The sequence below is a fragment of the Rhizobium sp. PEPV16 genome (genome assembly GCF_008919455.1).
In the GTDB taxonomy this organism is placed as follows: Bacteria; Pseudomonadota; Alphaproteobacteria; order Rhizobiales; family Rhizobiaceae; genus Rhizobium; species Rhizobium leguminosarum_Q.
In genome coordinates this window covers 52,302-73,175 of record NZ_VSZV01000351.1, presented here as the reverse complement: position 1 = coordinate 73,175, position 20,874 = coordinate 52,302, and the positions used below count along the sequence as shown (strand labels likewise).

The window sequence follows — 20,874 nt, the reverse complement described above, 5'->3', positions numbered from 1 at the left end:
GACGCCGTGCAGCAGGAAGGCGTCCTGCTGGCGGACGATTTCGCTTGCCACCTTCATGATGGTTTTTGCCCGCTGGTCAGTAACCGATGTTTCAGACCCACATTGTCTTGAGCCAGAGCCGTTGCTATCGGGAATTGCTCCTATATGCTCTGTTCGCGGCAAGAGATTCAGATTTCAGATGTCCAGAAGAAACCAGTTTAACGGGATTTGCCACGACATCCTCGGAACGTTTGTTAGCCGGTACAACGATCACGATGGTTATTGGTCCTTGGGCCAGTACGTTGCGCTCCTCGAACGTCTAGGCGAAAGCCAACTTCAGCTCACGCTGAGGGACGCGACTGAGGCTCCTGACAATCGCGTCATCGCTGCGTCAGAGAAGTATTATCGAGGCGCGGTTCTGCGAATGATGGAGGCCAATTCGATGCCGCAGGTGTGGCTCGCGAATGCAACCATCAAGGTTTCCATCGTTGCCCCAGCCAAGGTCGCTTGCGAAATTGAAATTGTTTCTGATCTCGGCAGGACTTACCGGAGCGAGCGCACCATAACTGTTCGGCCTCATGACCCCGTCATTGAGCTGCGGAGAACAGATAGATTCGGCCCTTCCAACCAAAAAGGCCGCTAAACTTGGGCTGCTTTGTTCATCCAATTCCACGGCAATAGGTCGGCGATCTGGCTTTGCTTGTGGCCGTTCACGATGGCGGTGAGGATACTCGTCAGATACGCAAACGGCTCGACGGCATTGAGCTTGCAGGTCTCGATCAGCGAGGCGACGGCCGCCCAGCTCTCGGCCCCGGCGTCGTGCCCGGCGAAGAGAGCATTCTTCCTGTTCAAGGCTATTGGCCGGATGGTCCGCTCGACACTGTTGTTGTCGATCTCGATGCGGCCGTCGGTCAGGAAGAGCTTCAAACCATCCCAGTATTTGGCGATGTAGGCCAAAGCCTCGCCAAGCGGGGATTTGGTCGCGACGAGAGCGCGGTGATGGACGAGCCACGCCTGCATGTCGGCGACCAGTGGCATTGATCGTTCCTGCCGTCCAGCAAGTCGAGTGTCCGGATCATGGCCGCGCAGTTCGGCCTCGATCCGATACAGCTCACCGATCCGCCTGACGCCGTCCTCGGCAATCGGTGCTGTTCCATTGCGGGTGATATCAACCAGCTTGCGACGGGCGTGGGCCCAGCAATAGGCAAGGCGGATGTCTGGACCAATACGGTCTGGTGCAATCAGTCTGTTGTATCCGGCATAGCCATCCACCTGCAGGATGCCGGAGAAGCCCTGCAATATACGTTCGGCATGAAGCCCGCCGCGACCGGGAGCGTAGGTGAAGGCCACGCCTGGTGGAGCGCCGCCATTCCAAGGGCGATCATCTCGTGCCAGCGCCCAGAAGTATCCGGTCTTGGTTTTGCGGGAGCCGGGATCGAGGACCGGGGCACGCGTCTCGTCCATGAACAGTTTGGTCGAGCGCTTCAGCTCGGCGACCAGCGCGTCGAAGACCGGACGCAATTCATAGGCTGCCCGACCGACCCAGTCAGCGAGCGTAGATCGGTCGAGGTCAATGCCCTGGCGGCTCATGATCTGCGCCTGCCGATAAAGCGGAAGATGATCGGCATATTTGGAGACCAGCACATGGGTGACGGTCGCTTCCGTTGGCAGCCCCGCCTGGATCAGCCGTGCGGGTGCCGGAGCTTGAACGACTCCATCTGTGCAGGCACGGCACGCATATTTGGGGCGACGGGTGACAATGACGCGGAACTGTGCGGGGACCACGTCCAGCCGTTCGGAGACATCCTCGCCAATGCAATGCAGGCAACCGCCGCAGGCGCAGATCAGGCTTTCCGGCTCGATCACCTCCTCGACACGGGGAAGATGTTTTGGAAGGGAGCCACGATTGATCGCGCGTGGCTTGGCAATCCTCTGTCCGGTAGGAACGTCCGCCTCATCCTCGGCATGGATCGCGGCCATCGCTGTTTCCAGGTCTTCCAGTGCCAGATCGAATTGGTCCGGATCGGTCTTCTCGGATTTGCGCCCGAAGGCTGCCTGCTTGAAAGCAGCTACCAGCTTCTCAAGCCGTTCGATCCGCTCATCCTTGCGGGCGATATGTTCGTCCTTACTGGATATCGCGGCGTCTTTGGCTGCCTCGCGTGCCTGCGCCGCAATCAGCATCGCCTTCAGGGCGGCAACATCATCGGGAAGGTCGGCGGCATCAAGCATGGCCGGAAACTACCAAATCCGGAGCCGATTTGCCTTCGGAATTTGCCGTGCTGAGTCATCGTGCCGCAGCTATTCGATAGCCTCCGGCGTTCTCGTCTGGACGGCATGAACCCGCCGCCAATCGAGGCCTGCGAACAGGGCTTCGAACTGGGCGTGGGTGAGTGTCATCAATCCATCCTTGATGCTGGGCCACGTGAACGTGTGCTCTTCCAGCCGTTTGTAGGCCATGACGATCCCGGAGCCATCCCAGTAGATCAGCTTCAACCGGTCCGCCTTGCGGGACCGGAACACGAAGACCGTTCCGGTGAACGGGTCCTTGTGCAACTCGTTCTTCACCAGCGCCGCCAAGCCGTCATGACCCTTGCGAAAATCCACGGGTTTGGTCGCCACCATGATCCTGACGCGGTTCGACGGAAAGATCATGTCGCCGCCAAGGCACGCGCGATGGCCGCGATCCGGGCAGTCGATGCCCCTTCCTCAAGGCGGATCGTGACGGGACCGAGGACGATCTCGGGGCGACCAACGGTTTTAGGCGGCGATTCCGAAACAAGCGGATCGACGATGACCGCCGCGAACTCTACCGCATCCTCTGGTGCTGGCAGGATCAGCTTGCCATGCCGAGCCATCGTCCGCCAGGTGGAAAGGCTATTCGCTCGCAATCCATAGCGCTGCGCAACTTCATTGACAGTCGTGCCAGGCCTCAAGCTTTCCGAAACAATCTTCGCCTTGACCTTATCAGGCCAATGTCGGTGAACCTCACGTCCAGGCTTCCCGGTTGTGAGAAACTCCAGTGTAGTCTCCATGGAGAAACTCCTTTTAGCTCATCCATGGAAGGTCGATCACAGATCAGGCGACAGCAGACAATGTGGGGTCAGAACACCGGTTACAGGAGATCGAAAGTTTCCTAATCAACACTTTCTCGAAGGCGACTCCCGTCAACCGAGTGGGCGTAGCTTACGCGCTATCCGCCGACTATCTAGGCCGAGCAAAATGCGAGCCTTTGTTAGAACGTCTCGTGGTTTTCATCTTGAACAAAGTTGGAATCTTCAAGCTCAGGGAGATGCTGGCGGGTGGTTCCTCCATTTATTCCGTCGACGGGCCGGCCGCGCACATGGTCTTTCTTTCGACATGCGTGTCGATTGAACGAGGGGCAATCTCAGTGGATGTGCGCGAGATGAAGCGCTTCGCCCGGGATGCCTGCCAGAAAAGCCTGTATGTTAGCGGTTACGACGCAGCACCAAGCAAGGACACAAAAATTTACACCTTGAAAATCGGCTCCATTCGGGGGCTTTCAGTCGAGATAAAAGAATTTCTCCTCTCATTGCCACCCAAGTCATTGCACAGGTTCAGCGCACAGGTGCACGGCAGGGCTGACGAAGTTTTGGCGGGTGCTTCAAACACGTTCCGATCGGCGAGAAACTAACCTCACCGGAGCATGATCTCGGTCCTCTGATGTGGGTTTTCCGTTGTTGTGATAGCACCGACATCGTTCTCAAAAGTTCGACTGCGCGAGGCGCGAGGCAAGGAACCGCTCGATCTTTTCACCAACCTCGGGAAACATAAATTTCAGAAATGGCAGTGAATCCTGATCAGGCAGATAGCGCTGATCACCGGCGCGGATTGCCTCCTTCAATAGGCGGGCGCGCTTCTCCCATTTCTTGCTCTTGTCTCGAGATACCAACAATTCTTCGCACCCGTATATGCGAAGCGCGAAACCCATCGCCAACGCATGCTCGGGATAGCCGCCACATATTCGGTGTGCCACCTCGACGAGGTGCTTGAAGTCCCAGCCAACCGGCTGTTTCTCGCGAGCGCTTAGAATTCCGTTCATGAGACCGGTTACTGCTCGATCATATCTCTCGTTGGCCGGTGGCGTTACGCCCCGGGCCGACAATTCTCCAATCAGGCTGAGCCAAGCTTCCTCGGTCGACACGCCGCCAGGCGTATGGTGGTTCCTCCCGATCCAAAAGGAACAAATCCGTTCGCGCAAATCGTCGTCGCGACTCTCAGTGCTTTCCTTTTCCTGCTTTAGAAGCTGTTCCGACTGGCCTGAGTAGTCGAAGGCCCATGCCGTCTGTGTATCGAGATTGGCGGTGAGATCCCGAAAGGCTATGATTTCTGACTTCCATCGGTCTTGTATGGCGCCTGAATCAATTTCCGGCACGCGAAAATGCGCCCGAAGATAAAAGGTCCCGGTGCTTTCAGAGAGAACCGTAGTTTCCTCATCGACCACAAGGATGTTCGAGTTGTTGGGAAACAACAGGTCATCCGTCGTTAGTCGGCGGTAATTAGGGTCGAATTCGGCCATTATCCAAACAAGCAGCGCTCCTTCGTCGCGGTAGAAGGTTCGCCGACCAGCGACGACGTCCAGAAAGGTTGTTGAGAGTTGTGCCTCGAACGCAACGCGCCCGTGCACGGTGATGGCTTGGACATCAGGTTGCCGGCGGCTTGCTGGTTCTCGTATGGAGCGCCAATGCTTTTCAACCAGGATCTTTTCGTTGGACGGGTCCGCGGATAGACTTCGCACGATCCGCTCCTTCACCACCCGATGGGCAAGGCTCTCCCGCTGGCCTCGATATTTCAGAGCTTTGATATCCTCCCGGCTCAATAGGGATCTGGTAACGGACGGACAGGACCCATCCTCACGACTGTGCCGGAAAAAGAAGCGTTTCTCTCGTGAAGCTACGAGATAGACCGGAGTCGCACATAGAGCGCACCCATACCTCGGTGTGTTGGCGAGACTTTCGCTAATCGACATCCTCTCGGAAATGAGTCGGTCATATCGGCGCCCTGAGATGAACGAGACAACATCGAGGAAAGCGCCAGTTTCGAGATCGATAATCTCGCTGATTTCGGGATCCTTCACAGGCTCGGCGAAAGCGAGAGGATCGAACGTAACGTTTCCTTGCACTGCCATGACCTTCAACTTCGAATCTCTGTGAGCCTACGGAGATTCGGTTGCATTTTCGAACGCAAAATGAGCAAATCCAATGGTTGATTGCGTTGTTGCGGAGGGGAAACGGACCGATCGTTTTCAGATAGGCACGGCTACCGCGGGGCCGAGCCGGACATTTCCATTCGGGAAGATGCGCCCGACTTTCTCCGTTTTCAGGTCGCCAGCATCGCGGAAAAATGCGACCTCAGGCCCAGCGAAATTCGGTCCATCGTTTGCAACGTCCTCTTGGAGGTACCGGATTCCAGGAATTGGAGTGAATATCCGAACGTTTGGGACGAGGTCCTTGGGCTCCTCCAGCACTGCGATTGGTATAAAGTTTACGACATCGCCGAAGCTATCTGGCGGTCTCTCGATCGCCGACCTGATCAGCAAACTCGATTTGGAAGCGAACTAAACCGCGTATTTCGTGAAAAAGGCATCGGGTGGGAGCTGAAGCATCCGGACGGTATGGTCTTTCGAGGCGGCCAAACGTTCAAGGTTGCCACCGAGGAGGCCGTCGCCACCTTTGCCAAGAGTGGAAGATATACGGCAGCAGGGGAGATCCGCGAAGCCTTAAAGGATATTTCACGCCGACCCGAACCTGATCGCACCGGCGCAATCCAGCACTCTATGGCGGCGCTTGAGTGTGTCGCTCGTGACCTATCCAATGCTCCAAACATGAACCTGGGTCAGCTCATCAATGGTCTCGCCCTCACGCCCCCATTGGGCGAAGCGTTACACAAGCTCTGGGGATATGCTTCGCAAAATGGCCGACATGTACAGGAAGGGCGCGATGCAAGTGCTGCCGAGGCTGAGCTCGTTGTCAGCGTTGCGTGCAGCATCGCCGTCTTTCTCCTGAACCGGTCGGTATAGCACGCTACCCTTCAAAGGTACGCAGCCCAGTCCGGCGATTGCGCGGCGATGCGCCGGCGGGTGCGCAATACGTCGCGGGCGATGGTGAGTTCGTGGGTGGGGGTGCGGATATCGCGGGTGGCGTCGTGGAGAACGAGGTCTTCGAGATGGACGAGTTCGCCGTCGATCCACAGCGAAGCGCAGGCGTCGGTGAACTGGCTGCGCTCGATCCAGCCCGCGCCGACCGGCGAGCGGGCGATGCGTTCGTCGAGACGCGTCTGTAGCGGTTACTCTGGAATTTCAAACGGCAGAACGTCATACGTCTGTTAGAGTTAGCGCGCAAAAATAGCCCAGATTTTCGCTAACGATTTCGATGGGGCTGTGCATGCCAAAGCCATTTCAAGATCGTGGAGGCGGCTATATCTCTTCGGAGGCAGACTGGTTGAAGGCACGCAGGACTGCTCGCGAACTCGATCGAGTCTTGGATGCTGGGCGAGCCAAGAAAGACGCGATCGCCAGGGCGGCGGCTGAACTTCAGCTGACATCCCGACAAATCTAACAATCTCCTTGCCCGGTATCGGGCTGAGCGAACGATATTGGCGATCCTTGATCATAATGGACAGGAGAATTCCAAGACGCTGAAGGTGCCGGTCGCAGAATGGCTACGCGGTAGAGTGGGGTCGCCTGAACACGAGGACAAGCCGGAACGAGTACTGCTGTCGTTCCTGCCCAGTGCTGAACGGCAACTTTCACCACAGGGACTGAGTATGTTCGCGTTGCATTACGACCGCTGCGCACACACCTATTTCTCAAGCATATGCATCGCTGCAGCCGTCATCTTCTGGATGTGATTTAACGAGTCCTGAGCCTAGTCCAGCCGGAGATTTCGCCAGCCAGCATTTTGGCGCGCCCCTTAATCATGAGGACCGCCGACCACGGTGGCTTCCGATACGGACCCAGCGTCGACCTCTGCCGTACCCGTGCGATGCCTAGGCCAAAACTTTGGCTTCTGCCGCCGCAGATATAAAGGCCTTTCTGGCCACCTCGATGTGCGTCAAGCTGTTCATAGCCTCGACACAACGATGTTTGGCGGCGTCAAGACAAGGGCTGTCGAGAAATGGCCATCTGTGCTCCAGATAGTCGATCGCCTCTGCAGGACCATGAATGAATTCAGATGAGCGCCTTCCGATGCGTATGGCGACGGGTGCGGTCCATCGAAGTTCAGGTATGTGGCTGTTTTGGTACATGCAAAACCTCCATGTTTTCCAACGAGCGTTGTCTATACATATAAGATGTGCAGATGCTCGTTCAACAGCACAGAATGCGAACGCTATCGATCCCCCAGTCGAGATCTCGTCCATACAAAGCTGATTCCAAACCAAGGCTCCGACTTTGTGGAAATTGAGCGCCGCTCTCATGCGACGCCGGCGTTGCTTGATGAACCAAGCGTCGTCAGCCGCTCTCAGCCGTACGATTGATACGCACTTCAGAGGCGGACTACGATCCGCCATCTGCAGAACTGCTGTCCCCACCCCTTGCCGTCTGTCCTCGCCGCCAACGCTTTTTGCGGCGTTTATGGGAATTTCGTGCCAAGCTGCAGGCGTCTCAGTCCCTCCGATCGAATGGAATAAACCGCCAGTCTTCGTAGACTCGCAGATAAGTCGAGTGAACAGGATCGGCGAGCCGACGCGACTTCATGTATGCCAGTGCTGAACATATTGACCCGCCGGCGACTGGTTCCACGTCTACCGCCACTCGCAGATTGCCAGGTATGCCTATCGATTCCAGCCGATCCAAGCTTGCTATCGTATTCTCGCCAGCCTCATAAAGCTCACCGACGACGCGATAGCCAATGCCGGGTTCATTGAACATCATCGGAGCAAACCAAGGGCCGGCAATCAGCATCGGATAACATTGCCTGGTTTGGAAAATTCCAAGAAACCTGGCGCGGGAAAGTCCTTGCTCATGGACGGGGAAGCCTTTCTTCAAAGTTCCAAAAACGAATAGGTTCCGTGTCATCCGGGCCAGCCCCATGCGGTATCGGCTAATCCCTCACAAGATGGGAGCGATCGTGATCGCCTGTTTTTCCATCCGGTCGAGGAGGATCACGCTCAGTCGCGCTTCATCACAGGTGGCGCCGTCGCCAGGCTTTCTGTTGCGTCCGTTTCGGGCAATCCTTCTACCCTTTCATTGTCCGGCGGGGCGCGACGTGTCGCTGACGATCTCGCCGGAGGATTGCCGGCTCGAGCTTTAACGCGCTTGCCGACAGCTGCACCGGGGCCTTCACCTTCAGGCCGGATCGGCTCGAGCTCCATCTCCGGTGGGCGCAGCTTATTTCGGTCTTCGATAGGGTCGTTTGATTTCTTCTGCATGATCGGACCTTTCTTCGATGCCGGCGGTGATCTCAGGGCGTCCGCGGCTTTCCCTACGGCTTGAGAACGACCTTGATGCAGCCATCCTTCTTGTCGCGGAAAGTCTTGTAGAGGTCAGGACCTTCGTCGAGGGTCGCACGATGCGTGATAATGAACGACGGATCGATTTCGCCCTTTTGAATGCGTTCCATGAGTAGCGGCAGGTAGTGCTGCACCGGGGTCTGCGCCATTCGGAATGTCAGGCCGCGATTGATCGCCGAACCCATCGGGATCTTGTCGAGGAAACCACCATAGACGCCGACGATCGAAACCGTGCCGAAGTTGCGGCAGCAATGGATTGCCTGCCGAAGCACGTGGGGGCGATCGGTTCCCATGAACGTGGCGACCTTGATGCGGTCAAGCCGTGAGTCCCAGCTCGCCGACGGATCGGCTTCGGTGCCGACCGCATCGATGCACGCGTCGGCACCACGCCCGTGGGTCAGCTCCATGAGTTTGTCGTAGATGTCTTCGTCCATGAAATCGAGAGTGGTTGCTCCCGACGCTTCGGCAAGAGCAAGCCGCTCCGGCACGGTATCGATCGCGATGACGCGCTCGGCGCCGAGGATGAAGGCCGATTTGATCGCCATCTGTCCGACGGGGCCGCAGCCCCAGATCGCGACCGTGTCCCCCGGCTGAATATTGCAGAAGTCAGCGGCCATGTAGCCTGTCGGAAAGATGTCGGAGAGAAAGAGCACCTGCTCATCCGTCAGTCCGTCCGGCACCTTGATCGGGCCGACGTCCGCGTAAGGCACGCGCAGGTACTCCGCCTGACCTCCACTGTAACCGCCAAGAAGATGCGTGTAGCCGAACAGGCCCGCGGGTGAATTACCCCACATCTTCTTGACCTTCGACGGATCGGGGTTGCTGCGCTCACATCCGGAATAAAAGCCGCGCTGACAGAAGAAGCATTCGCCGCAGGAGATGGTGAAGGGCACCACGACCCGGTCACCGACCTTGAGCTTTTTATTGTCATTGCCGACTTCGACGACCTCGCCCATGGTCTCGTGGCCCATGATGTCGCCGCTATGCATGTCCGGCATCACGCCGTTGAAGAGGTGAAGATCCGACCCGCAGATCGCGCAGGCCGTCACCTTGATGATGGCATCGCGCCCTTCCTCGATTTGAGGATCTGGAACGCTCTCGCATCGGATGTCGTGTTTGCCGTGCCAGGTCAGTGCTTTCATGTCGTCGTCCGCCTTTCGATCCCGAGCGCAAAGCGAACGCGCCGCTTTGCAACTCTTTCGGTTTTGGAAACGTCCGCGAGACGATTTTTTCGTCCCTGGTCTTGAAACTCAAGACAGCCAAACCGTGATCCGCGGGAGTTGTTCCATCAGAAAGCGAGAGGGATCCATTTGCCGGGAACAAATTCGCCTTGCGCTTCTTTAGCGGCCGAATCGACAATGGCGGGCATGGAGGGAGCGCAGCCGCGGCGAGATTGCCGCGTTGAACCTCGGCGCAATACCGGGAGCGTGCGCCCAAGCCGCACCGTGGCACTCATGTCTCTTCATGCAGCCGCCCAGCGGCAGGCATGCCGTTCGCAAGGCATCAAGGCCAGCGCGGCGACAATTGCTGCACGGGGCGGGAACAGTTTGACGCTTTTGAAGTTCTGATGCCACCAACCAGGAGACCAGACCATGAAGAACATCATCATCGCCTCAATCGCCGTTTCGCTTGCTGGACCCGTCATGGCCCAATCCGCCGCGGAAAAGTCTGGAGTCAACTCGCTGATCGGCATTGCACCGAAGACAGAGGACTTCGTGCAGGAGGCTGCCACCAGCGACATGTTCGAGATCGAATCCAGCAAGTTGGCACTCGAGCGCGGTGATTCTGCGACCAAGACCTTTGCTCAGCAGATGGTGACGGATCACGAGAAGACGAGCAGCGAGCTCAAGGCGCTGATTTCCGCCGGCAAGGTCAAGGCGCAGTTGCCAAGCGCCATGACCAGCGCGCAGCAGGACATGCTCGACAAGTTGAAGGGCCTTCAAGGTGATGATTTCATAAAACAATATCATTCCGATCAGGAATCCGCGCACGAGGACGCGGTCGATCTCTTCAAGCGCTACGGCGAAGGCGGCGACAATGCGGAGCTGAAAGCCTGGGCGGCAAGCACGAGGCCTGCGCTTGAACATCATCTGCAGATGGCGGAGGACCTCAACAAATAGCCTTCTGCGGTTGGAGCATCCGAGATTTGGAGAAAGCGGAGATGCTCCAGGAACCTTCCTTGCTCTTCCGGGTTAGGCGGCCGGATTGGGAGCCTACGCTGATGAATTATCTCTGGCTGTTTGCAGTGGCAGGAGGAGCAGCCCTTCTCGGAATGGCTCTCGCTTTCGGAATGATCAAGCAGGACGGGCGACGGTCTCTCTTCGCTATAGCCGGCGCTTTCATCGTTGCCATCGGTGCGCTGGGATTGGGCGTCTATGTCGCCAAGGCGCCGGCGGCCCCGGTGCGCGCCTCTGACAGAGAGCAGTCGCAGCAAAGGCTTCCGGCTGCTGCGACGACGGAGAAGGACCTGCCGGGAAATTGACGCCCAAACAATCGCCGATATGCGTTCTGGCTTAGGCCATAAGCGCGCCATCGGCAGGAGGTATATCGTGACGAATCTTGCAGCTGTCTCGGAGCGTGAGTTCGCCTCGGCTCTCGAGGCGATGACGGACGACGAGCTTTTCGAACTGATGGCTGATCTGGAGAAGCGGAGTGAAGCATTGAACCGAGCCTCGCCGACCGATGAGGTCTTCGCAAAAATCGCTCTCACGGAGAGCGCGATCGAAAGGCGGTTTCCCGGCCAGATGTTGTTGCCGTACAAGGAATGGAAAGATCGGCCTGACCGATTGACGCTGCAATAGCACCCAGGTCTTATAAATCAACGACCAACCCTGAAGCAGACGAAATGAGCGCCGGGTATCGGCCGGCACCGCCGCCTGCAGCGTTGCCATCGCAGTTTTCTTGAAGTTCATCAACGATGCCGCACAACAATCTGCCGACCCACGGCATCAAGCGCAGCCGGATCCGCGGCGATCCCTTGGAAATAGACAAGTCTGTCCATTACGGCACACTGGTTACGCCAATAGTGACGGCGAGCCGCAGGATTCAGGACGCGTGTTCGTGGAGATGGATAAGCTATTGAAATCCAGTTGAATATATCGCATTAGGCCGCTGAGTTTACGCTGATCTCGAATGCCACACTCGAACCAGGATACAAGTTCTCTGGCAACATGCTGCGCCGCCGGACTGGCAATCCCACAGGATTTTTCCTGGCACCATCCCTGCAAAACAGTCTGCAACATGGCGATATCACCAGGCTGCAGAGCCGGCTTCGTAATTCCCGAGTGCTGCATCATCGTGTTCCTCCCCACTATTTAAGGCGATCCTAAAATTTCGGATTTTCGATTTCAACCGCTGGTGCGGAATCGTACGAATCCGGCTCCCCTCACCTCACAATAGGCTCGGGAACCAACGCAGCACGATCGGGTTCGGCAGATTAAAGGACCGTCGCATGGCAAGCTTGAATATGGTACGCACAGCCTGTCAGTACCGGCTTGAACTGCCGTTTGGCAGCATGATGACGGTCCAAACAACTTTTGCAGGCGTCCGCCATGAAATCGCTCAGTCCGGTCGCTGGCAAGACGATCGTCATCATTGGTGAACCCGGCTTTGTCTCAGACGGCGTCAAGAAGGCATGGGCCGCGCGTCAAGCCGTAGTCGTCACCAGCAGCGTCTATATGGTCACGATGCGTAGCTCAAATGAAACCTTTGCATGTGACGCGGCGATCATCGACGTCACCATCCCCGACGAGGCGATGCTGATAATAAACGAATGGCTGGAGACGCGGCGCATACCCTTCGTCTTCGCTCAACGGCATCGGGCGGAAGCACTCTCAGCCGGCTTCGTCCTCAGCAATCGTGCCCCCGACATCAACGCGATCGTAGAAGCATTGTTCGGACCCGGTGCCGGTTATTATCACTAGATGCGTGCGTTTTCGTACCGAGCGTTGCGCTGGGGGTGTGCGGACCTCATGATGAGGCATGCCGGAGCCTTTGTGTCAGGAACGGCGCTTTGCTCGATTCTCAGTCTGCTCATTTGAAGGCCCTTGATTCAGCTGACCTCAGTCATCTGCGGGCCATTTTGAATACCATCTGTTGCGAGACGGGCACGCCTCTGCGAGCGCCTGAAACGCAGGAGATCGCGGCATTGCTGATCAGCCTTTACCGACATGGAGTGGCAGACCAGAACAAATTGCTTTCGGTGGGTCGCCTGGCATCGGCCCGCAAGCGCCGCCTTTGACCGCGGATCACGGCCAGCTTTCATCAAAAGATCGCTCAACGCGCGAGAGGACTGCCGATCAGCCGTCGAAATTCCTCCTCCGCCGCACCGTAGGAGCCATGCGCCTCTTCGATCAATCCGCGCCTGTTGAGAATGACGATCTGCCTTCGGGTGGACCGGATCAGACCTTTGCCTTCCAGCAGATGCAGCGCGACCGTCACTCCGGCGCGGCGGACCCCCAGCATCACGGCGAGAAACTCGTGAGTCAGGGATATCGTCATGCCGTCCGTTCGGTCATGGACCGTCAGCAACCACCGTGCGAGCCGCTCCTCGAGTTTGGCGTGACCATTGGCCAGCACCGTCGACGTCGTTTGCGCAAGCAACGCCTGGACATATGCGAGCAGCAGGCTGCGCAAGGCTCGGCTTTCTTCCATGGCCGCGGAAAGGATGGTTGCCGGCAATTTGAACCCGTGACCTGAGAGCTGCATGAATGTCCGATTGGCGGACTGGTCGCCGCCCAGCATCACGGCGGCACCTGTCATTCCCTCCCGGCCGACGATGCCAACTTCGATATCGCGCCCGCCCGGAAATCTGGCCACGATCGATGCTAGTCCCGACTCGAGGATATAGACGTCGCCGACCGGCGTATTCTCCATCTCAAGGATCACGGCGACATCGAGACTGATCGGCTCCATATGAGGCACGATCAGATCGCGCTCTTGTGGGCCCATGGCCCGCAACAGCTCATTTCTAAAATTCAATTGCTCATCATCCATGGTTTCGTCCACATACGGCCTTCCTTCGCCCGTTGCTGCGGCGAACCTAACCATCTAGAATCGTTGAGCAATACACTGTGCCATAGCGTACAGACGGTCCGACGCCCGCGCGACCCTGTTCCCTGTGAATAAGAGGGCCTGACGGTTCCAATCGCCGAAACCGCTCGAATGACGGCCCGCCGGCTACCCCTCTTCTGAAACGCCTTTCCCGTGGAAGTGGCCGGGCGACGAGGCTGCTATTTGCAGGTGGAGAGCGTGAGCCGGAGTAGCCGGTCTTAGCATCGGATTGCGGAGCGCCAAGGTGGCATCGAGATTAGGATCTCGGACAATCCACCCTCCAAGACGCAACAGTCGCGGCGCGCCCTTTACGGGAACAATCCGCAATGGTGAAGGTTAGCTGCACCAGAGCGTCTCATGCGGATGTAAGACATGACTATCCAAGCCCTTCTTCGCGCATATGCATCTATTCTCAGCCTTTTCGCGCCGTTCCAATTCACTTTTCAGCGGCGTGTTTTGTCGGAGCGCTGGCCACGGATATCGCCTATTGGCGCACGGCGGAGATGATGTGGACGAACTTTTCGTCATGGCTGCTGACCGCTGCCTGCTCCTTGGTGGAACTGCCGCAATCGGAGGCATTGTTGATTTCGCGACTGGGCGGCTGTCGTTAAGAGGAGGCATGGGATTGCTCTACACGCTCGGCAATCCCGACACACGGCCGACCGGTCGGACTTACCGTCGACAAGACCGGGGGTTGTTGATCGCCGACGACGCCGGCGAGACGATCTGGCGCGTCACCGGCGCGCCTTAGCTCTATCGTGTAAAACTTGACGCGGTCCTGTCTCGCCTTTGCGTGTATTCCTCGCGATCATACAGATGGCGGCACGGTCTATCCGTCGATATCAGCCAGTCATTTTCGGCTGACGAATTTGTTGAACCGGCTTATCCCATCCTCGGTCTTGTCCTGGTAAAGAAAGGCCAGCTCGTTTTCATCGAAAATGGCGAAGAATTCATCCCAGGAGATCTTTTCCAACTTCTCTTCCGGCTCTCCGAAGTCTATGCGCAGTATGCCATCTTGCTTGGCGCCTTTGACACGAGAAGGTTGTCCCTTGCGCGCTTCCACCCATTTGCGAATTGCTGAATGATCGGTCGTCGTATTTGCGGTCGTCATGGAAACCTCCGTTCGATTTCGGCCCCGCGGTCTGTCTCGGGGCACGGCGTCGAACCGACCGCGCGAGGGAAAGTTCCAGCCGATGGCGTGCTTGAGTAATGACGCGGAGGGCGCGTGGTCATCTTCCGGGATCATGCCGCGCTGGAGCACTTCCCTTCCGACCCTTGTTGTAAATCCGAGGAGTAATACGAGCGACCAAATCACGCTGGTACTGATCTCCCATGACGACATGGCGCAGCAGAAAAAGCGAGGTAGATAACGGTGCGATAGCGCACGAAGCCTGCATTTCGGCCTGGAAGGTCTATTGTATAGTTCCCTATTTTAGGAGTTTGGCCATGAGCGTTGCAGGAACGAGGTCCATCCTTCTGATGGAGGATGAGATTATCATCGCGATGGACGTGGAAGACATCCTTCATGGCGCCGGCTTCGATCGGATAGAGACAGTGTCGTCTTGTCGAGCGGCCGAAGAGTGGCTGACAGCGAACGATCCCGATCTCGTGGTAATGGACATCGAATTGACAGACGGCGTCGCTGGAGCGATCGCCAGATCTTTGCGCGGCCGCCGTATCCCATTCATCGTTTACACCGGTGCTCAGCGGAAGATGCACCCGGATGCCTTATCATTTTCCGAGGGCGTGTGGTTAGAAAAACCATGCGAGCCCGCGACATTGCTGACGGAAGTGATGCGCTGCATACGTCAGGGGCCGACGTCGATTGTGGTCGATGACTGCAGGGAAAGCAAAAAGACGCGATAAGGCCATCTGGCGGGAACATTGCCGTTGTTCTTTGGTTTGGCGAACCAAGGGAGAGGCAGATGAACCAGGGATCGGACGGTCAGGCTTTCATCATCTACATCGGCGCAATCACGTTAGTTGGGCTTTTGATCGTTTTCGGCTCGATAATCTCGTTTAACGCAAGCGGCAGAAATGGCGAGCCTGCAAAGATGTCGACGGAAGCGAAGCCCTGATGAACAAGCCCGAAAACGATCCCATACAGGCAACCCGTCCCAGCGCTCAACAGCAGCGAAACAGCCTGAAAGGCGGACGCATTGCCGTCACCTTGATCGCGACCGTGGCCGTCATCGCCTTCCTGCTTTACGTCACGATCCTCGTCTACGGCTTGGCGCATTGGATGTGAATGCAGCCCGAGCCTGCGATATCGGCTTGCTGCCGTGTCAGCTCCAAGGATTGAGTTCGGAACCTTTGATAGCGACGCAGGTTTGCGGTCTTTGACCAGCAAAGGACGAGTTCGATGCTCAATGCCGCCGACATATTGATTGATACGCTGATCGAATGGGACGTCAAGTTCGTCTTCGGCCTTCCTGGAGATGGCATCAACGGTGTCATGGAAGCGCTGCGCAAGCGCCAGGACCGGATCCGGTTCATCCAAGTTCGGCATGAGGAATCGGCCGCCTTCATGGCGAGCGCCTACGCCAAGTTCACCGGAAAGCTCGGCGTCTGTCTCGCAACGTCCGGACCCGGCGGCACGCATCTGCTGACGGGTCTTTATGATGCCAAGCTCGATCAGATGCCGGTACTTGCCATCACCGGGACGCAGTATCACGACCTGATCGAGACCTTTACCCAGCAGGATGTCGACCTGACCCGCGTCTTCGACAACGTCGCGATCTACAATGCGCATGTCAGTGATGCCTCGCACATGGAAAATGTCGCCAGCCTCGCCTGCCGCTCGGCGCTCTCGCGCCGCGGCGTCGCACATCTCTCCATCGCCAACGACGTCCAGGAGATGGACGCGAAATCGCGCTCGAAACGAAACCGTCCCAAACACGTGCCGAATCGCTATTTCCAGGGCCGCCAAATCCCCGAGGAAATCGAGCTCGGTCGTGCGGCCCGGATACTGAATGATGCCCGCAAGGTGGCGATCCTCGCCGGCCGTGGCGCCGTCGGCATCCAGGTGGAATTGCGCGAGATTGCCGACCTGCTCGCGGCGCCGGTGGCCAAAGCCCTGCTCGGCAAGACCGCTCTCGCCGACGACGATCCCTTGACGACCGGCGGGATTGGAATTCTCGGCACCGCCCCGTCGCAGGACATCATGGAGCAATGCGACGCGGTGCTGATCGTCGGTTCCTCCTTTCCCTATATCGAATATTACCCGCGGCCGGAAGGCGCCCGCGGCGTGCAGATCGACAGCGATCCCCAGCGAATTGGCCTGCGCTTCCCGGTCGATGCCGGTCTGGTGGGCGACGCGCGGGAAACGCTGCGACTTCTTAGGCCCAGGCTGACCAGGAAAACGGATCGGTCATTTCTGGAACAGGCGCAAACGGCGATGTCCGAATGGCGCCGCAAGATGGAGACGATGGAGACGGACCGGAGCGCTCCCTTGAAGGCGCAGGCCGTGGTGCGAGCCTTCGGCAGGCGCATCGCGGCCGATGGCGTTCTGGTGGCCGATTCCGGCCAGAACACCGAACTCGCAGCGCGCCATATCGACCTCGGCACGACAAACCAGTTCGCAGTCTCCGGCGCGCTCGCTTCGATGGCCTCCGGCCTGCCTTATGCGATAGCGGCGGGCGCTGCCGATCCGAAACGGCCAATCTATGCGGTCGTCGGCGATGGCGGATTCGGCATGCAGCTCGGCGAATTCTCAACCGCTGTGCGAATGGCTCTGCCGTTGAAAATTCTGGTGATCTGCAACGGCATGCTCAACCAGATAGCCTGGGAGCAGATGATGTTCCTAGGCAACCCGCAATTTGCCTGCGAGCTGGCGCCAATCGATTTCGCCAAGGCGGCAGAGGCAATGGGAGGCCACGGCTTCACGATCAGCAGCTTCGATCAGATCGAGCCGACTTTGGAGGAAGCTTTTTCCATGGCCGGTCCTGTGGTCATTCAAGCCTTGGTGGATCAATACGAGCCGATGATGCCGCCGAAGATGCCGAAAAACTACGCCAAAAATTTCCGCGAGGCGCTTGCCGATACGCCGGGTCATGAGGCGATCGAGGCAAATGTGTCGCGTTCGCCGCTGCGCGAAATGATGGCCGCCGGAGAGCAGGAAAAGGAGCTATCCGAAAACTCGACCGATTTGCCGGGCACTCCTTGAACTATCGAAGGAGGTGCGACGAACAGCTTGTCTCCAGCCGGCGGCGACTTTCGCGCCGCAGTTCATTGCCTGCGCCGGTTCTTATCGTCCGCGCCCGGTAGGTCCGGTCTCGGTCTCGCCTCGCCATCCGGCATGTTCAGACCATGCGTTTTTGCCGATTGAGGTCCCGCGATTGCGCCGCTTTACGCCAGCGGCGTGTTGGTTCCCCGACGCCGCATTTTCTGTTCGATTTCGTCCAGCACTTCCTCCGGCGTCACATGCTCTTTCAGTTCCTCGAGCTCCTCTCTCATTTCGATTTCGACGCCGAGTTTCTCGGCGATGGCCGAAACCAGGGTCAACACCTCCGTCGCCTCATGCTCCGCCAGAAGACAGATCTGCAAGTTGAGATCGGCGCGCTTGTCGTCGGCCTCCGCCATACGGTTTTGGCTGATCAGCACGAATGTCGAGATGAAAATCGCTTCGACGGACGCGACCATCGCCAGAATGACGAATGATGGGTCGAAGGCGGGTATGAGCGGAAGCAAGCCGATATTGACGACGATCCAGAGCGTGACGACCAGCAGGTGCAGGTAGACGAACATCATCGATCCCGCGAAACGGGTAATGGCATCGGCCGCCCGCTCCTGCCGGGTCGATTGCCGCGCCTCTTGCTCCCGCCGCTTCAGCAGAGCTTCGATGTTGCGATCGAGACGTCTGGATATCGTGCTCTGCTGCTGCTCGGATTTCGATGCCGACATTGAATGCTTCCGTGTTAAGCAAATCCAACCTCTGTGAAGGCGGAGAGTTCCGCTTTTAAAAAGCGCCGCTCAAATCATCGGCGAGCCGACGATTGCGGATTAGTTGGCAGCTGGCTCTCGCCGCTTTCGCGGGCGCTCTGAGACGACCGGATGAGTTCGACCGCCCGCTTGCCGATGCCGGGAAGCGCCAGAAGTTCGTCGTCGGTCATCGAAGACAATTTACTGACACGCTTGATGCCGCTGGAAAGAAGCGCCTTGACAATCCAGACAGGGAATTTGCTGCGGGCGAGCATATCGCTCGAGGCTGCCCGCGGCTTCGACGTCGTCCCTTCTGGTCGAGAGGCCATATTCATCCCACAGATGATTTGCGAGCGCCAAAACCGGCGAGAGGCTCGGCGGTTCCAGCCGATTCACCGCTGACTGCAAACAATTTCGTCCGGCCGGGCCGACGCCGCTTCATCCGTGCCGATAGATGTCGTCGATAATTTCGGCGACATCGACAAGTCGTTCGCAGGACGGATCGTAAGCCTGACCCCTAGCGAGCCGTGCCGCCCAGTCCGCTGCCGCCCGGCCACCCCAGTCGTCGGGAGGCCGGACAATTTCTTCAGTTGATGTGCCGCGGAAGCGATGGGCGGTAAAGTCATAGAACGACCCGCCGACATTCCTGAAGGATGCACCCCCGGATGTGCCGAAGAAGTCGGCGCCGATAACCGCATCGCATCCTGCCTGCAGCCGCCAGGAGCAGGCGAGGCGGATGACCGCGCCAGTCGCCAATGTCAGGGTGGCGACGGCGAAATCTTCGACATCCCCCGCTTCGCTGATCGGCTGGCCGCCTTTCATCAGCGTACTGGTGGTGTCGACCACCTGGGGAAAGTCGAGGGACCAGAGCGCCATGTCGACGAGGTGGACGCCGAGGTCGATCACGCATCCGCCACCCGACAGCGACTTGTCGTAGAACCAGGATTTGTCCGGGCCGTAGGCATTGTGGAAGACCAGGTCGGCGGCGAAGACGGAGCCAAGCTCGCCATTTCTGATCAGATCGCGGATGCGCTGCATGCCTTGGGTATAACGATAAGATAGATCGACGCCCAACAGCCTGTCGGCTAATCTGGCGGCGGCCACGACCGCTGCCGCCTCCGTCGCGGATCGGCCGAGCGGTTTTTGGCAGAACACCGCCACCCCGGCCTCCAGCGCCCGGATCGACTGCTCGGCGTGCAGGGCGCTCGGCGTCGCGATGACGACGCCGTCGAGATCGCGCGACAGGAGCGCATCGAGATCGCCGACGATTTCCGCATCGGGCGCAAGGCGCAGGGCTTCTGTTATCATTTCCTCGCAGGGATCGGCGATGGCAACGGCTTCGGCCATCCGCGTGCGAAGAATTGCCTCCATTCGGTTCCTGCCGATCCAGCCGATACCGAGGAAGCCGAGTCTCACGGGCTTGACCCGCGTCTGCAGGGAGCGATCTACCATCCTGTTCATCAGCACGTCACCATCGCCTTGAGGAAACCATCTGGCCTGTCCCGGGTGGCGTCGAGCGCTTCGCCCAGGCCTTCGAGCGGATAGACATGGGTATAGAGCGATGACGGCTCGAGCCTGCCGGAAACGACCGCTTCGATCGCCTCGCGCATCCCACTGATATAAATCCGGGGATCGCGTTCGTGAGCATTGATGACGTCGAGGCCACGCCAGTTCCAGAGCTGCATATTGACTTGCCTCGGACCGTCTTGATGGTATCCGGCCACCACCAGCCGGCCGCGCTCGGCGGTCAGTTCGCCGGCCAAGTCGAGCGGCCACTGCTTGCCGACCGCCTCTATGACGCGGTGGCAGAAAGCACCGTCGGTCAACTCTCTTAAAGCTTCGATGATCCGCCAGTGGTCGTCCATCGCCAGCGTCTCGGCGGCGCCCACACGCTTGGCGATTTCGAGGGAAAACGGACGGCGCGAGATGGCGATGACGCGCGCGCCGGCGCCGCTAACAAGCTGCGTCAGCAAGGCGCCGAGAAATCCGATCCCGATGATGGCGACGGTCTGACCCGCCTCGATGCGGCTGCGCCGGAATATGTTCATCGCGCAGCCGAGCGGCTCGCCAGGGAAAGGCTGGCCGTCGAGCGCCGGCGGCAGCGGCACGACCATGTCGGCATCCGCGATGTCGTGGGTGGCGTAGGCATGATATGAGAGCGCAGCGACCCGATCTCCCAGGTTAAGGCCAGACACCCCGTCGCCCAGCGCATCGATCCTGCCCCAACCCTCGTGACCGAGACCGCCCGGCTCCGTCGGAAAGGTCATCCATTCCGGGCCGGCCCAAGGGCCAAGATTGGAAGCGCACACGCCCGAGCCTTCGAGCCTGATCCTGACCTGGCCCGGCTTCGGCTGGGGAAGAGGCCTCTCTTCGACGGACACTTCTCCGGGGCCGGTGATGATCGCCGCCCGGATTGCTCCCTCGGCCGCTCTTGCCAACATGTTCATGAATTGC

At 58.4% G+C, this 20,874-nt stretch carries 28 protein-coding genes and 2 pseudogenes; 13 read left to right on the top strand and 17 right to left on the bottom strand.

The features are described from left to right. From FY112_RS31275 to FY112_RS31255, 4 genes and pseudogenes are all read right to left on the bottom strand, one after another. Window positions 1–78: pseudogene (locus FY112_RS31275) on the bottom strand (hypothetical protein); the annotation flags it as partial. Window positions 79–618: 540 nt separating this feature from the next. Continuing rightward, window positions 619–2,208: an IS66 family transposase gene (locus tag FY112_RS31265; RefSeq protein WP_151520109.1), complete on the bottom strand. Its 1,590-nt coding sequence runs from the start codon at window positions 2,206–2,208 to the stop codon at window positions 619–621. Window positions 2,209–2,277: 69 nt separating this feature from the next. Further along, window positions 2,278–2,631 carry an IS66 family insertion sequence element accessory protein TnpB gene (tnpB, locus tag FY112_RS31260; RefSeq protein ID WP_012755137.1) on the bottom strand — a complete coding sequence of 118 codons (354 nt, stop codon included), beginning with the start codon at window positions 2,629–2,631 and terminating at the stop codon, window positions 2,278–2,280. Next, window positions 2,628–3,011, bottom strand: a complete 384-nt coding sequence (locus FY112_RS31255) for a transposase (RefSeq protein WP_151520108.1) — start codon at window positions 3,009–3,011, stop codon at window positions 2,628–2,630. The genes tnpB and FY112_RS31255 overlap by 4 nt, the downstream gene beginning before the upstream one ends. A 212-nt stretch (window positions 3,012–3,223) precedes the next feature. On the opposite strand from FY112_RS31255, the gene FY112_RS31250 reads away from it, so the two are divergent. After that, a complete protein-coding gene (locus FY112_RS31250) occupies window positions 3,224–3,631 on the top strand; it encodes a hypothetical protein (protein WP_151520107.1) in 408 nt (135 codons plus the stop codon). Between the two features lie 69 nt (window positions 3,632–3,700). On the opposite strand, the gene FY112_RS31245 is transcribed toward FY112_RS31250, so the two are convergent. Continuing rightward, complete coding sequence (locus tag FY112_RS31245; protein WP_246700803.1) at window positions 3,701–5,125, bottom strand: DUF6035 family protein; 1,425 nt, start codon at window positions 5,123–5,125, stop codon at window positions 3,701–3,703. A gap of 81 nt (window positions 5,126–5,206) precedes the next feature. Here FY112_RS31245 and FY112_RS31240 point away from each other — a divergent pair, with 81 nt between their 5' ends. Next, window positions 5,207–6,016: a hypothetical protein gene (locus FY112_RS31240; protein ID WP_151520105.1), complete on the top strand. Its 810-nt coding sequence runs from the start codon at window positions 5,207–5,209 to the stop codon at window positions 6,014–6,016. Between the two features lie 23 nt (window positions 6,017–6,039). On the opposite strand, the pseudogene FY112_RS38260 reads toward FY112_RS31240, so the two are convergent. Next, window positions 6,040–6,273, bottom strand: a pseudogene (locus tag FY112_RS38260) (hypothetical protein); the annotation flags it as partial. A gap of 318 nt (window positions 6,274–6,591) precedes the next feature. On the opposite strand from FY112_RS38260, the gene FY112_RS38255 reads away from it, so the two are divergent. Next, window positions 6,592–6,846: a hypothetical protein gene (locus tag FY112_RS38255; protein WP_246700799.1), complete on the top strand. Its 255-nt coding sequence runs from the start codon at window positions 6,592–6,594 to the stop codon at window positions 6,844–6,846. A gap of 138 nt (window positions 6,847–6,984) precedes the next feature. Here the strand turns inward: FY112_RS38255 and FY112_RS31225 are convergent, their stop codons facing one another. The 4 genes from FY112_RS31225 to FY112_RS31215 form a co-directional block, all read right to left on the bottom strand. Beyond that, window positions 6,985–7,242 carry a DUF982 domain-containing protein gene (locus tag FY112_RS31225; RefSeq protein WP_151520104.1) on the bottom strand — a complete coding sequence of 86 codons (258 nt, stop codon included), beginning with the start codon at window positions 7,240–7,242 and terminating at the stop codon, window positions 6,985–6,987. Between the two features lie 358 nt (window positions 7,243–7,600). Beyond that, the gene (locus tag FY112_RS31220) at window positions 7,601–8,014 is read right to left on the bottom strand and encodes a gamma-glutamylcyclotransferase family protein (RefSeq protein WP_246700798.1); all 414 of its coding nucleotides are present in this window, start codon (window positions 8,012–8,014) and stop codon (window positions 7,601–7,603) included. 92 nt (window positions 8,015–8,106) lie between these two features. Next, window positions 8,107–8,367 (bottom strand): hypothetical protein, encoded by a 261-nt coding sequence (locus tag FY112_RS37050; protein WP_181018311.1) that lies wholly within the window; start codon window positions 8,365–8,367, stop codon window positions 8,107–8,109. 53 nt (window positions 8,368–8,420) lie between these two features. Beyond that, window positions 8,421–9,590 (bottom strand): zinc-dependent alcohol dehydrogenase, encoded by a 1,170-nt coding sequence (locus FY112_RS31215; RefSeq protein ID WP_151520102.1) that lies wholly within the window; start codon window positions 9,588–9,590, stop codon window positions 8,421–8,423. Window positions 9,591–10,040: 450 nt separating this feature from the next. On the opposite strand from FY112_RS31215, the gene FY112_RS31210 reads away from it, so the two are divergent. The 3 genes from FY112_RS31210 (at window position 10,041) to FY112_RS38250 (ending at window position 11,249) form a co-directional block, all read left to right on the top strand. Then, on the top strand, window positions 10,041–10,568 hold the full coding sequence (locus FY112_RS31210; RefSeq protein ID WP_151520101.1) for a DUF4142 domain-containing protein: 528 nt from the start codon (window positions 10,041–10,043) through the stop codon (window positions 10,566–10,568). Between the two features lie 101 nt (window positions 10,569–10,669). Then, window positions 10,670–10,930 carry a hypothetical protein gene (locus FY112_RS31205; RefSeq protein WP_151520100.1) on the top strand — a complete coding sequence of 87 codons (261 nt, stop codon included), beginning with the start codon at window positions 10,670–10,672 and terminating at the stop codon, window positions 10,928–10,930. Window positions 10,931–11,051: 121 nt separating this feature from the next. Next, window positions 11,052–11,249: a hypothetical protein gene (locus tag FY112_RS38250; protein WP_151520146.1), complete on the top strand. Its 198-nt coding sequence runs from the start codon at window positions 11,052–11,054 to the stop codon at window positions 11,247–11,249. A 213-nt stretch (window positions 11,250–11,462) separates the two neighbouring features. Here FY112_RS38250 and FY112_RS38245 read toward each other — a convergent pair whose 3' ends face one another. Next, on the bottom strand, window positions 11,463–11,744 hold the full coding sequence (locus FY112_RS38245; protein WP_151520099.1) for a hypothetical protein: 282 nt from the start codon (window positions 11,742–11,744) through the stop codon (window positions 11,463–11,465). 255 nt (window positions 11,745–11,999) lie between these two features. Between FY112_RS38245 and FY112_RS31190 the strand changes: the two genes are divergently transcribed. Further along, entirely contained in the window at window positions 12,000–12,371 is a 372-nt protein-coding gene (locus tag FY112_RS31190; protein ID WP_151520098.1) for a hypothetical protein, read from the top strand. Between the two features lie 89 nt (window positions 12,372–12,460). Next, window positions 12,461–12,688 carry a hypothetical protein gene (locus FY112_RS37230; RefSeq protein ID WP_151520097.1) on the top strand — a complete coding sequence of 76 codons (228 nt, stop codon included), beginning with the start codon at window positions 12,461–12,463 and terminating at the stop codon, window positions 12,686–12,688. Between the two features lie 35 nt (window positions 12,689–12,723). Here the strand turns inward: FY112_RS37230 and FY112_RS31180 are convergent, their stop codons facing one another. Next, window positions 12,724–13,443 carry a Crp/Fnr family transcriptional regulator gene (locus tag FY112_RS31180; protein ID WP_151520145.1) on the bottom strand — a complete coding sequence of 240 codons (720 nt, stop codon included), beginning with the start codon at window positions 13,441–13,443 and terminating at the stop codon, window positions 12,724–12,726. A 383-nt stretch (window positions 13,444–13,826) separates the two neighbouring features. On the opposite strand from FY112_RS31180, the gene FY112_RS38650 reads away from it, so the two are divergent. Beyond that, the gene (locus tag FY112_RS38650; protein WP_348642770.1) at window positions 13,827–14,111 is read left to right on the top strand and encodes a DUF2231 domain-containing protein; all 285 of its coding nucleotides are present in this window, start codon (window positions 13,827–13,829) and stop codon (window positions 14,109–14,111) included. Continuing rightward, entirely contained in the window at window positions 14,009–14,251 is a 243-nt protein-coding gene (locus FY112_RS37040) for a hypothetical protein (protein ID WP_181018309.1), read from the top strand. Before FY112_RS38650 ends, FY112_RS37040 begins: the two co-directional genes overlap by 103 nt. Before the next feature lie 99 nt (window positions 14,252–14,350). On the opposite strand, the gene FY112_RS31175 is transcribed toward FY112_RS37040, so the two are convergent. Further along, the gene (locus FY112_RS31175) at window positions 14,351–14,611 is read right to left on the bottom strand and encodes a hypothetical protein (RefSeq protein ID WP_151520096.1); all 261 of its coding nucleotides are present in this window, start codon (window positions 14,609–14,611) and stop codon (window positions 14,351–14,353) included. A gap of 335 nt (window positions 14,612–14,946) precedes the next feature. Here FY112_RS31175 and FY112_RS31170 point away from each other — a divergent pair, with 335 nt between their 5' ends. From FY112_RS31170 to FY112_RS31165, 3 genes are all read left to right on the top strand, one after another. Beyond that, window positions 14,947–15,366 carry a response regulator gene (locus FY112_RS31170; protein WP_151520095.1) on the top strand — a complete coding sequence of 140 codons (420 nt, stop codon included), beginning with the start codon at window positions 14,947–14,949 and terminating at the stop codon, window positions 15,364–15,366. Window positions 15,367–15,577: 211 nt separating this feature from the next. Then, complete coding sequence (locus FY112_RS37035; protein ID WP_181018308.1) at window positions 15,578–15,748, top strand: hypothetical protein; 171 nt, start codon at window positions 15,578–15,580, stop codon at window positions 15,746–15,748. A 114-nt stretch (window positions 15,749–15,862) separates the two neighbouring features. Further along, the gene (locus tag FY112_RS31165; protein WP_151520094.1) at window positions 15,863–17,665 is read left to right on the top strand and encodes a thiamine pyrophosphate-binding protein; all 1,803 of its coding nucleotides are present in this window, start codon (window positions 15,863–15,865) and stop codon (window positions 17,663–17,665) included. A gap of 182 nt (window positions 17,666–17,847) precedes the next feature. Here FY112_RS31165 and FY112_RS31160 read toward each other — a convergent pair whose 3' ends face one another. The 4 genes from FY112_RS31160 to FY112_RS31145 form a co-directional block, all read right to left on the bottom strand. Continuing rightward, entirely contained in the window at window positions 17,848–18,402 is a 555-nt protein-coding gene (locus FY112_RS31160) for a DUF1003 domain-containing protein (RefSeq protein WP_151520093.1), read from the bottom strand. Window positions 18,403–18,476: 74 nt separating this feature from the next. Continuing rightward, a complete protein-coding gene (locus tag FY112_RS31155; RefSeq protein ID WP_246700797.1) occupies window positions 18,477–18,749 on the bottom strand; it encodes a helix-hairpin-helix domain-containing protein in 273 nt (90 codons plus the stop codon). 109 nt (window positions 18,750–18,858) lie between these two features. Further along, entirely contained in the window at window positions 18,859–19,881 is a 1,023-nt protein-coding gene (locus FY112_RS31150; RefSeq protein ID WP_181018307.1) for a Gfo/Idh/MocA family oxidoreductase, read from the bottom strand. Beyond that, entirely contained in the window at window positions 19,881–20,867 is a 987-nt protein-coding gene (locus FY112_RS31145) for a zinc-binding dehydrogenase (RefSeq protein ID WP_151520091.1), read from the bottom strand. The genes FY112_RS31150 and FY112_RS31145 overlap by 1 nt, the downstream gene beginning before the upstream one ends. Window positions 20,868–20,874 lie beyond the last annotated feature (7 nt).

Coding starts and splice junctions, on each gene's coding strand:
- FY112_RS31265 (WP_151520109.1), bottom strand. CDS start 2,208: ATGCTTGATGCCGCCGACCTTCCCGATGATGTTGCCGCCCTGAAGGCG.
- tnpB (WP_012755137.1), bottom strand. CDS start 2,631: ATGATCTTTCCGTCGAACCGCGTCAGGATCATGGTGGCGACCAAACCC.
- FY112_RS31255 (WP_151520108.1), bottom strand. CDS start 3,011: ATGGAGACTACACTGGAGTTTCTCACAACCGGGAAGCCTGGACGTGAG.
- FY112_RS31245 (WP_246700803.1), bottom strand. CDS start 5,125: ATGGCAGTGCAAGGAAACGTTACGTTCGATCCTCTCGCTTTCGCCGAG.
- FY112_RS31225 (WP_151520104.1), bottom strand. CDS start 7,242: ATGTACCAAAACAGCCACATACCTGAACTTCGATGGACCGCACCCGTC.
- FY112_RS31220 (WP_246700798.1), bottom strand. CDS start 8,014: ATGACACGGAACCTATTCGTTTTTGGAACTTTGAAGAAAGGCTTCCCC.
- FY112_RS37050 (WP_181018311.1), bottom strand. CDS start 8,367: ATGCAGAAGAAATCAAACGACCCTATCGAAGACCGAAATAAGCTGCGC.
- FY112_RS31215 (WP_151520102.1), bottom strand. CDS start 9,590: ATGAAAGCACTGACCTGGCACGGCAAACACGACATCCGATGCGAGAGC.
- FY112_RS31210 (WP_151520101.1), top strand. CDS start 10,041: ATGAAGAACATCATCATCGCCTCAATCGCCGTTTCGCTTGCTGGACCC.
- FY112_RS31205 (WP_151520100.1), top strand. CDS start 10,670: ATGAATTATCTCTGGCTGTTTGCAGTGGCAGGAGGAGCAGCCCTTCTC.
- FY112_RS38250 (WP_151520146.1), top strand. CDS start 11,052: ATGACGGACGACGAGCTTTTCGAACTGATGGCTGATCTGGAGAAGCGG.
- FY112_RS38245 (WP_151520099.1), bottom strand. CDS start 11,744: ATGATGCAGCACTCGGGAATTACGAAGCCGGCTCTGCAGCCTGGTGAT.
- FY112_RS31190 (WP_151520098.1), top strand. CDS start 12,000: ATGAAATCGCTCAGTCCGGTCGCTGGCAAGACGATCGTCATCATTGGT.
- FY112_RS31180 (WP_151520145.1), bottom strand. CDS start 13,443: ATGGATGATGAGCAATTGAATTTTAGAAATGAGCTGTTGCGGGCCATG.
- FY112_RS38650 (WP_348642770.1), top strand. CDS start 13,827: ATGGTGAAGGTTAGCTGCACCAGAGCGTCTCATGCGGATGTAAGACAT.
- FY112_RS31175 (WP_151520096.1), bottom strand. CDS start 14,611: ATGACGACCGCAAATACGACGACCGATCATTCAGCAATTCGCAAATGG.
- FY112_RS31170 (WP_151520095.1), top strand. CDS start 14,947: ATGAGCGTTGCAGGAACGAGGTCCATCCTTCTGATGGAGGATGAGATT.
- FY112_RS37035 (WP_181018308.1), top strand. CDS start 15,578: ATGAACAAGCCCGAAAACGATCCCATACAGGCAACCCGTCCCAGCGCT.
- FY112_RS31165 (WP_151520094.1), top strand. CDS start 15,863: ATGCTCAATGCCGCCGACATATTGATTGATACGCTGATCGAATGGGAC.
- FY112_RS31160 (WP_151520093.1), bottom strand. CDS start 18,402: ATGTCGGCATCGAAATCCGAGCAGCAGCAGAGCACGATATCCAGACGT.
- FY112_RS31155 (WP_246700797.1), bottom strand. CDS start 18,749: ATGGCCTCTCGACCAGAAGGGACGACGTCGAAGCCGCGGGCAGCCTCG.
- FY112_RS31150 (WP_181018307.1), bottom strand. CDS start 19,881: ATGAACAGGATGGTAGATCGCTCCCTGCAGACGCGGGTCAAGCCCGTG.
- FY112_RS31145 (WP_151520091.1), bottom strand. CDS start 20,867: ATGAACATGTTGGCAAGAGCGGCCGAGGGAGCAATCCGGGCGGCGATC.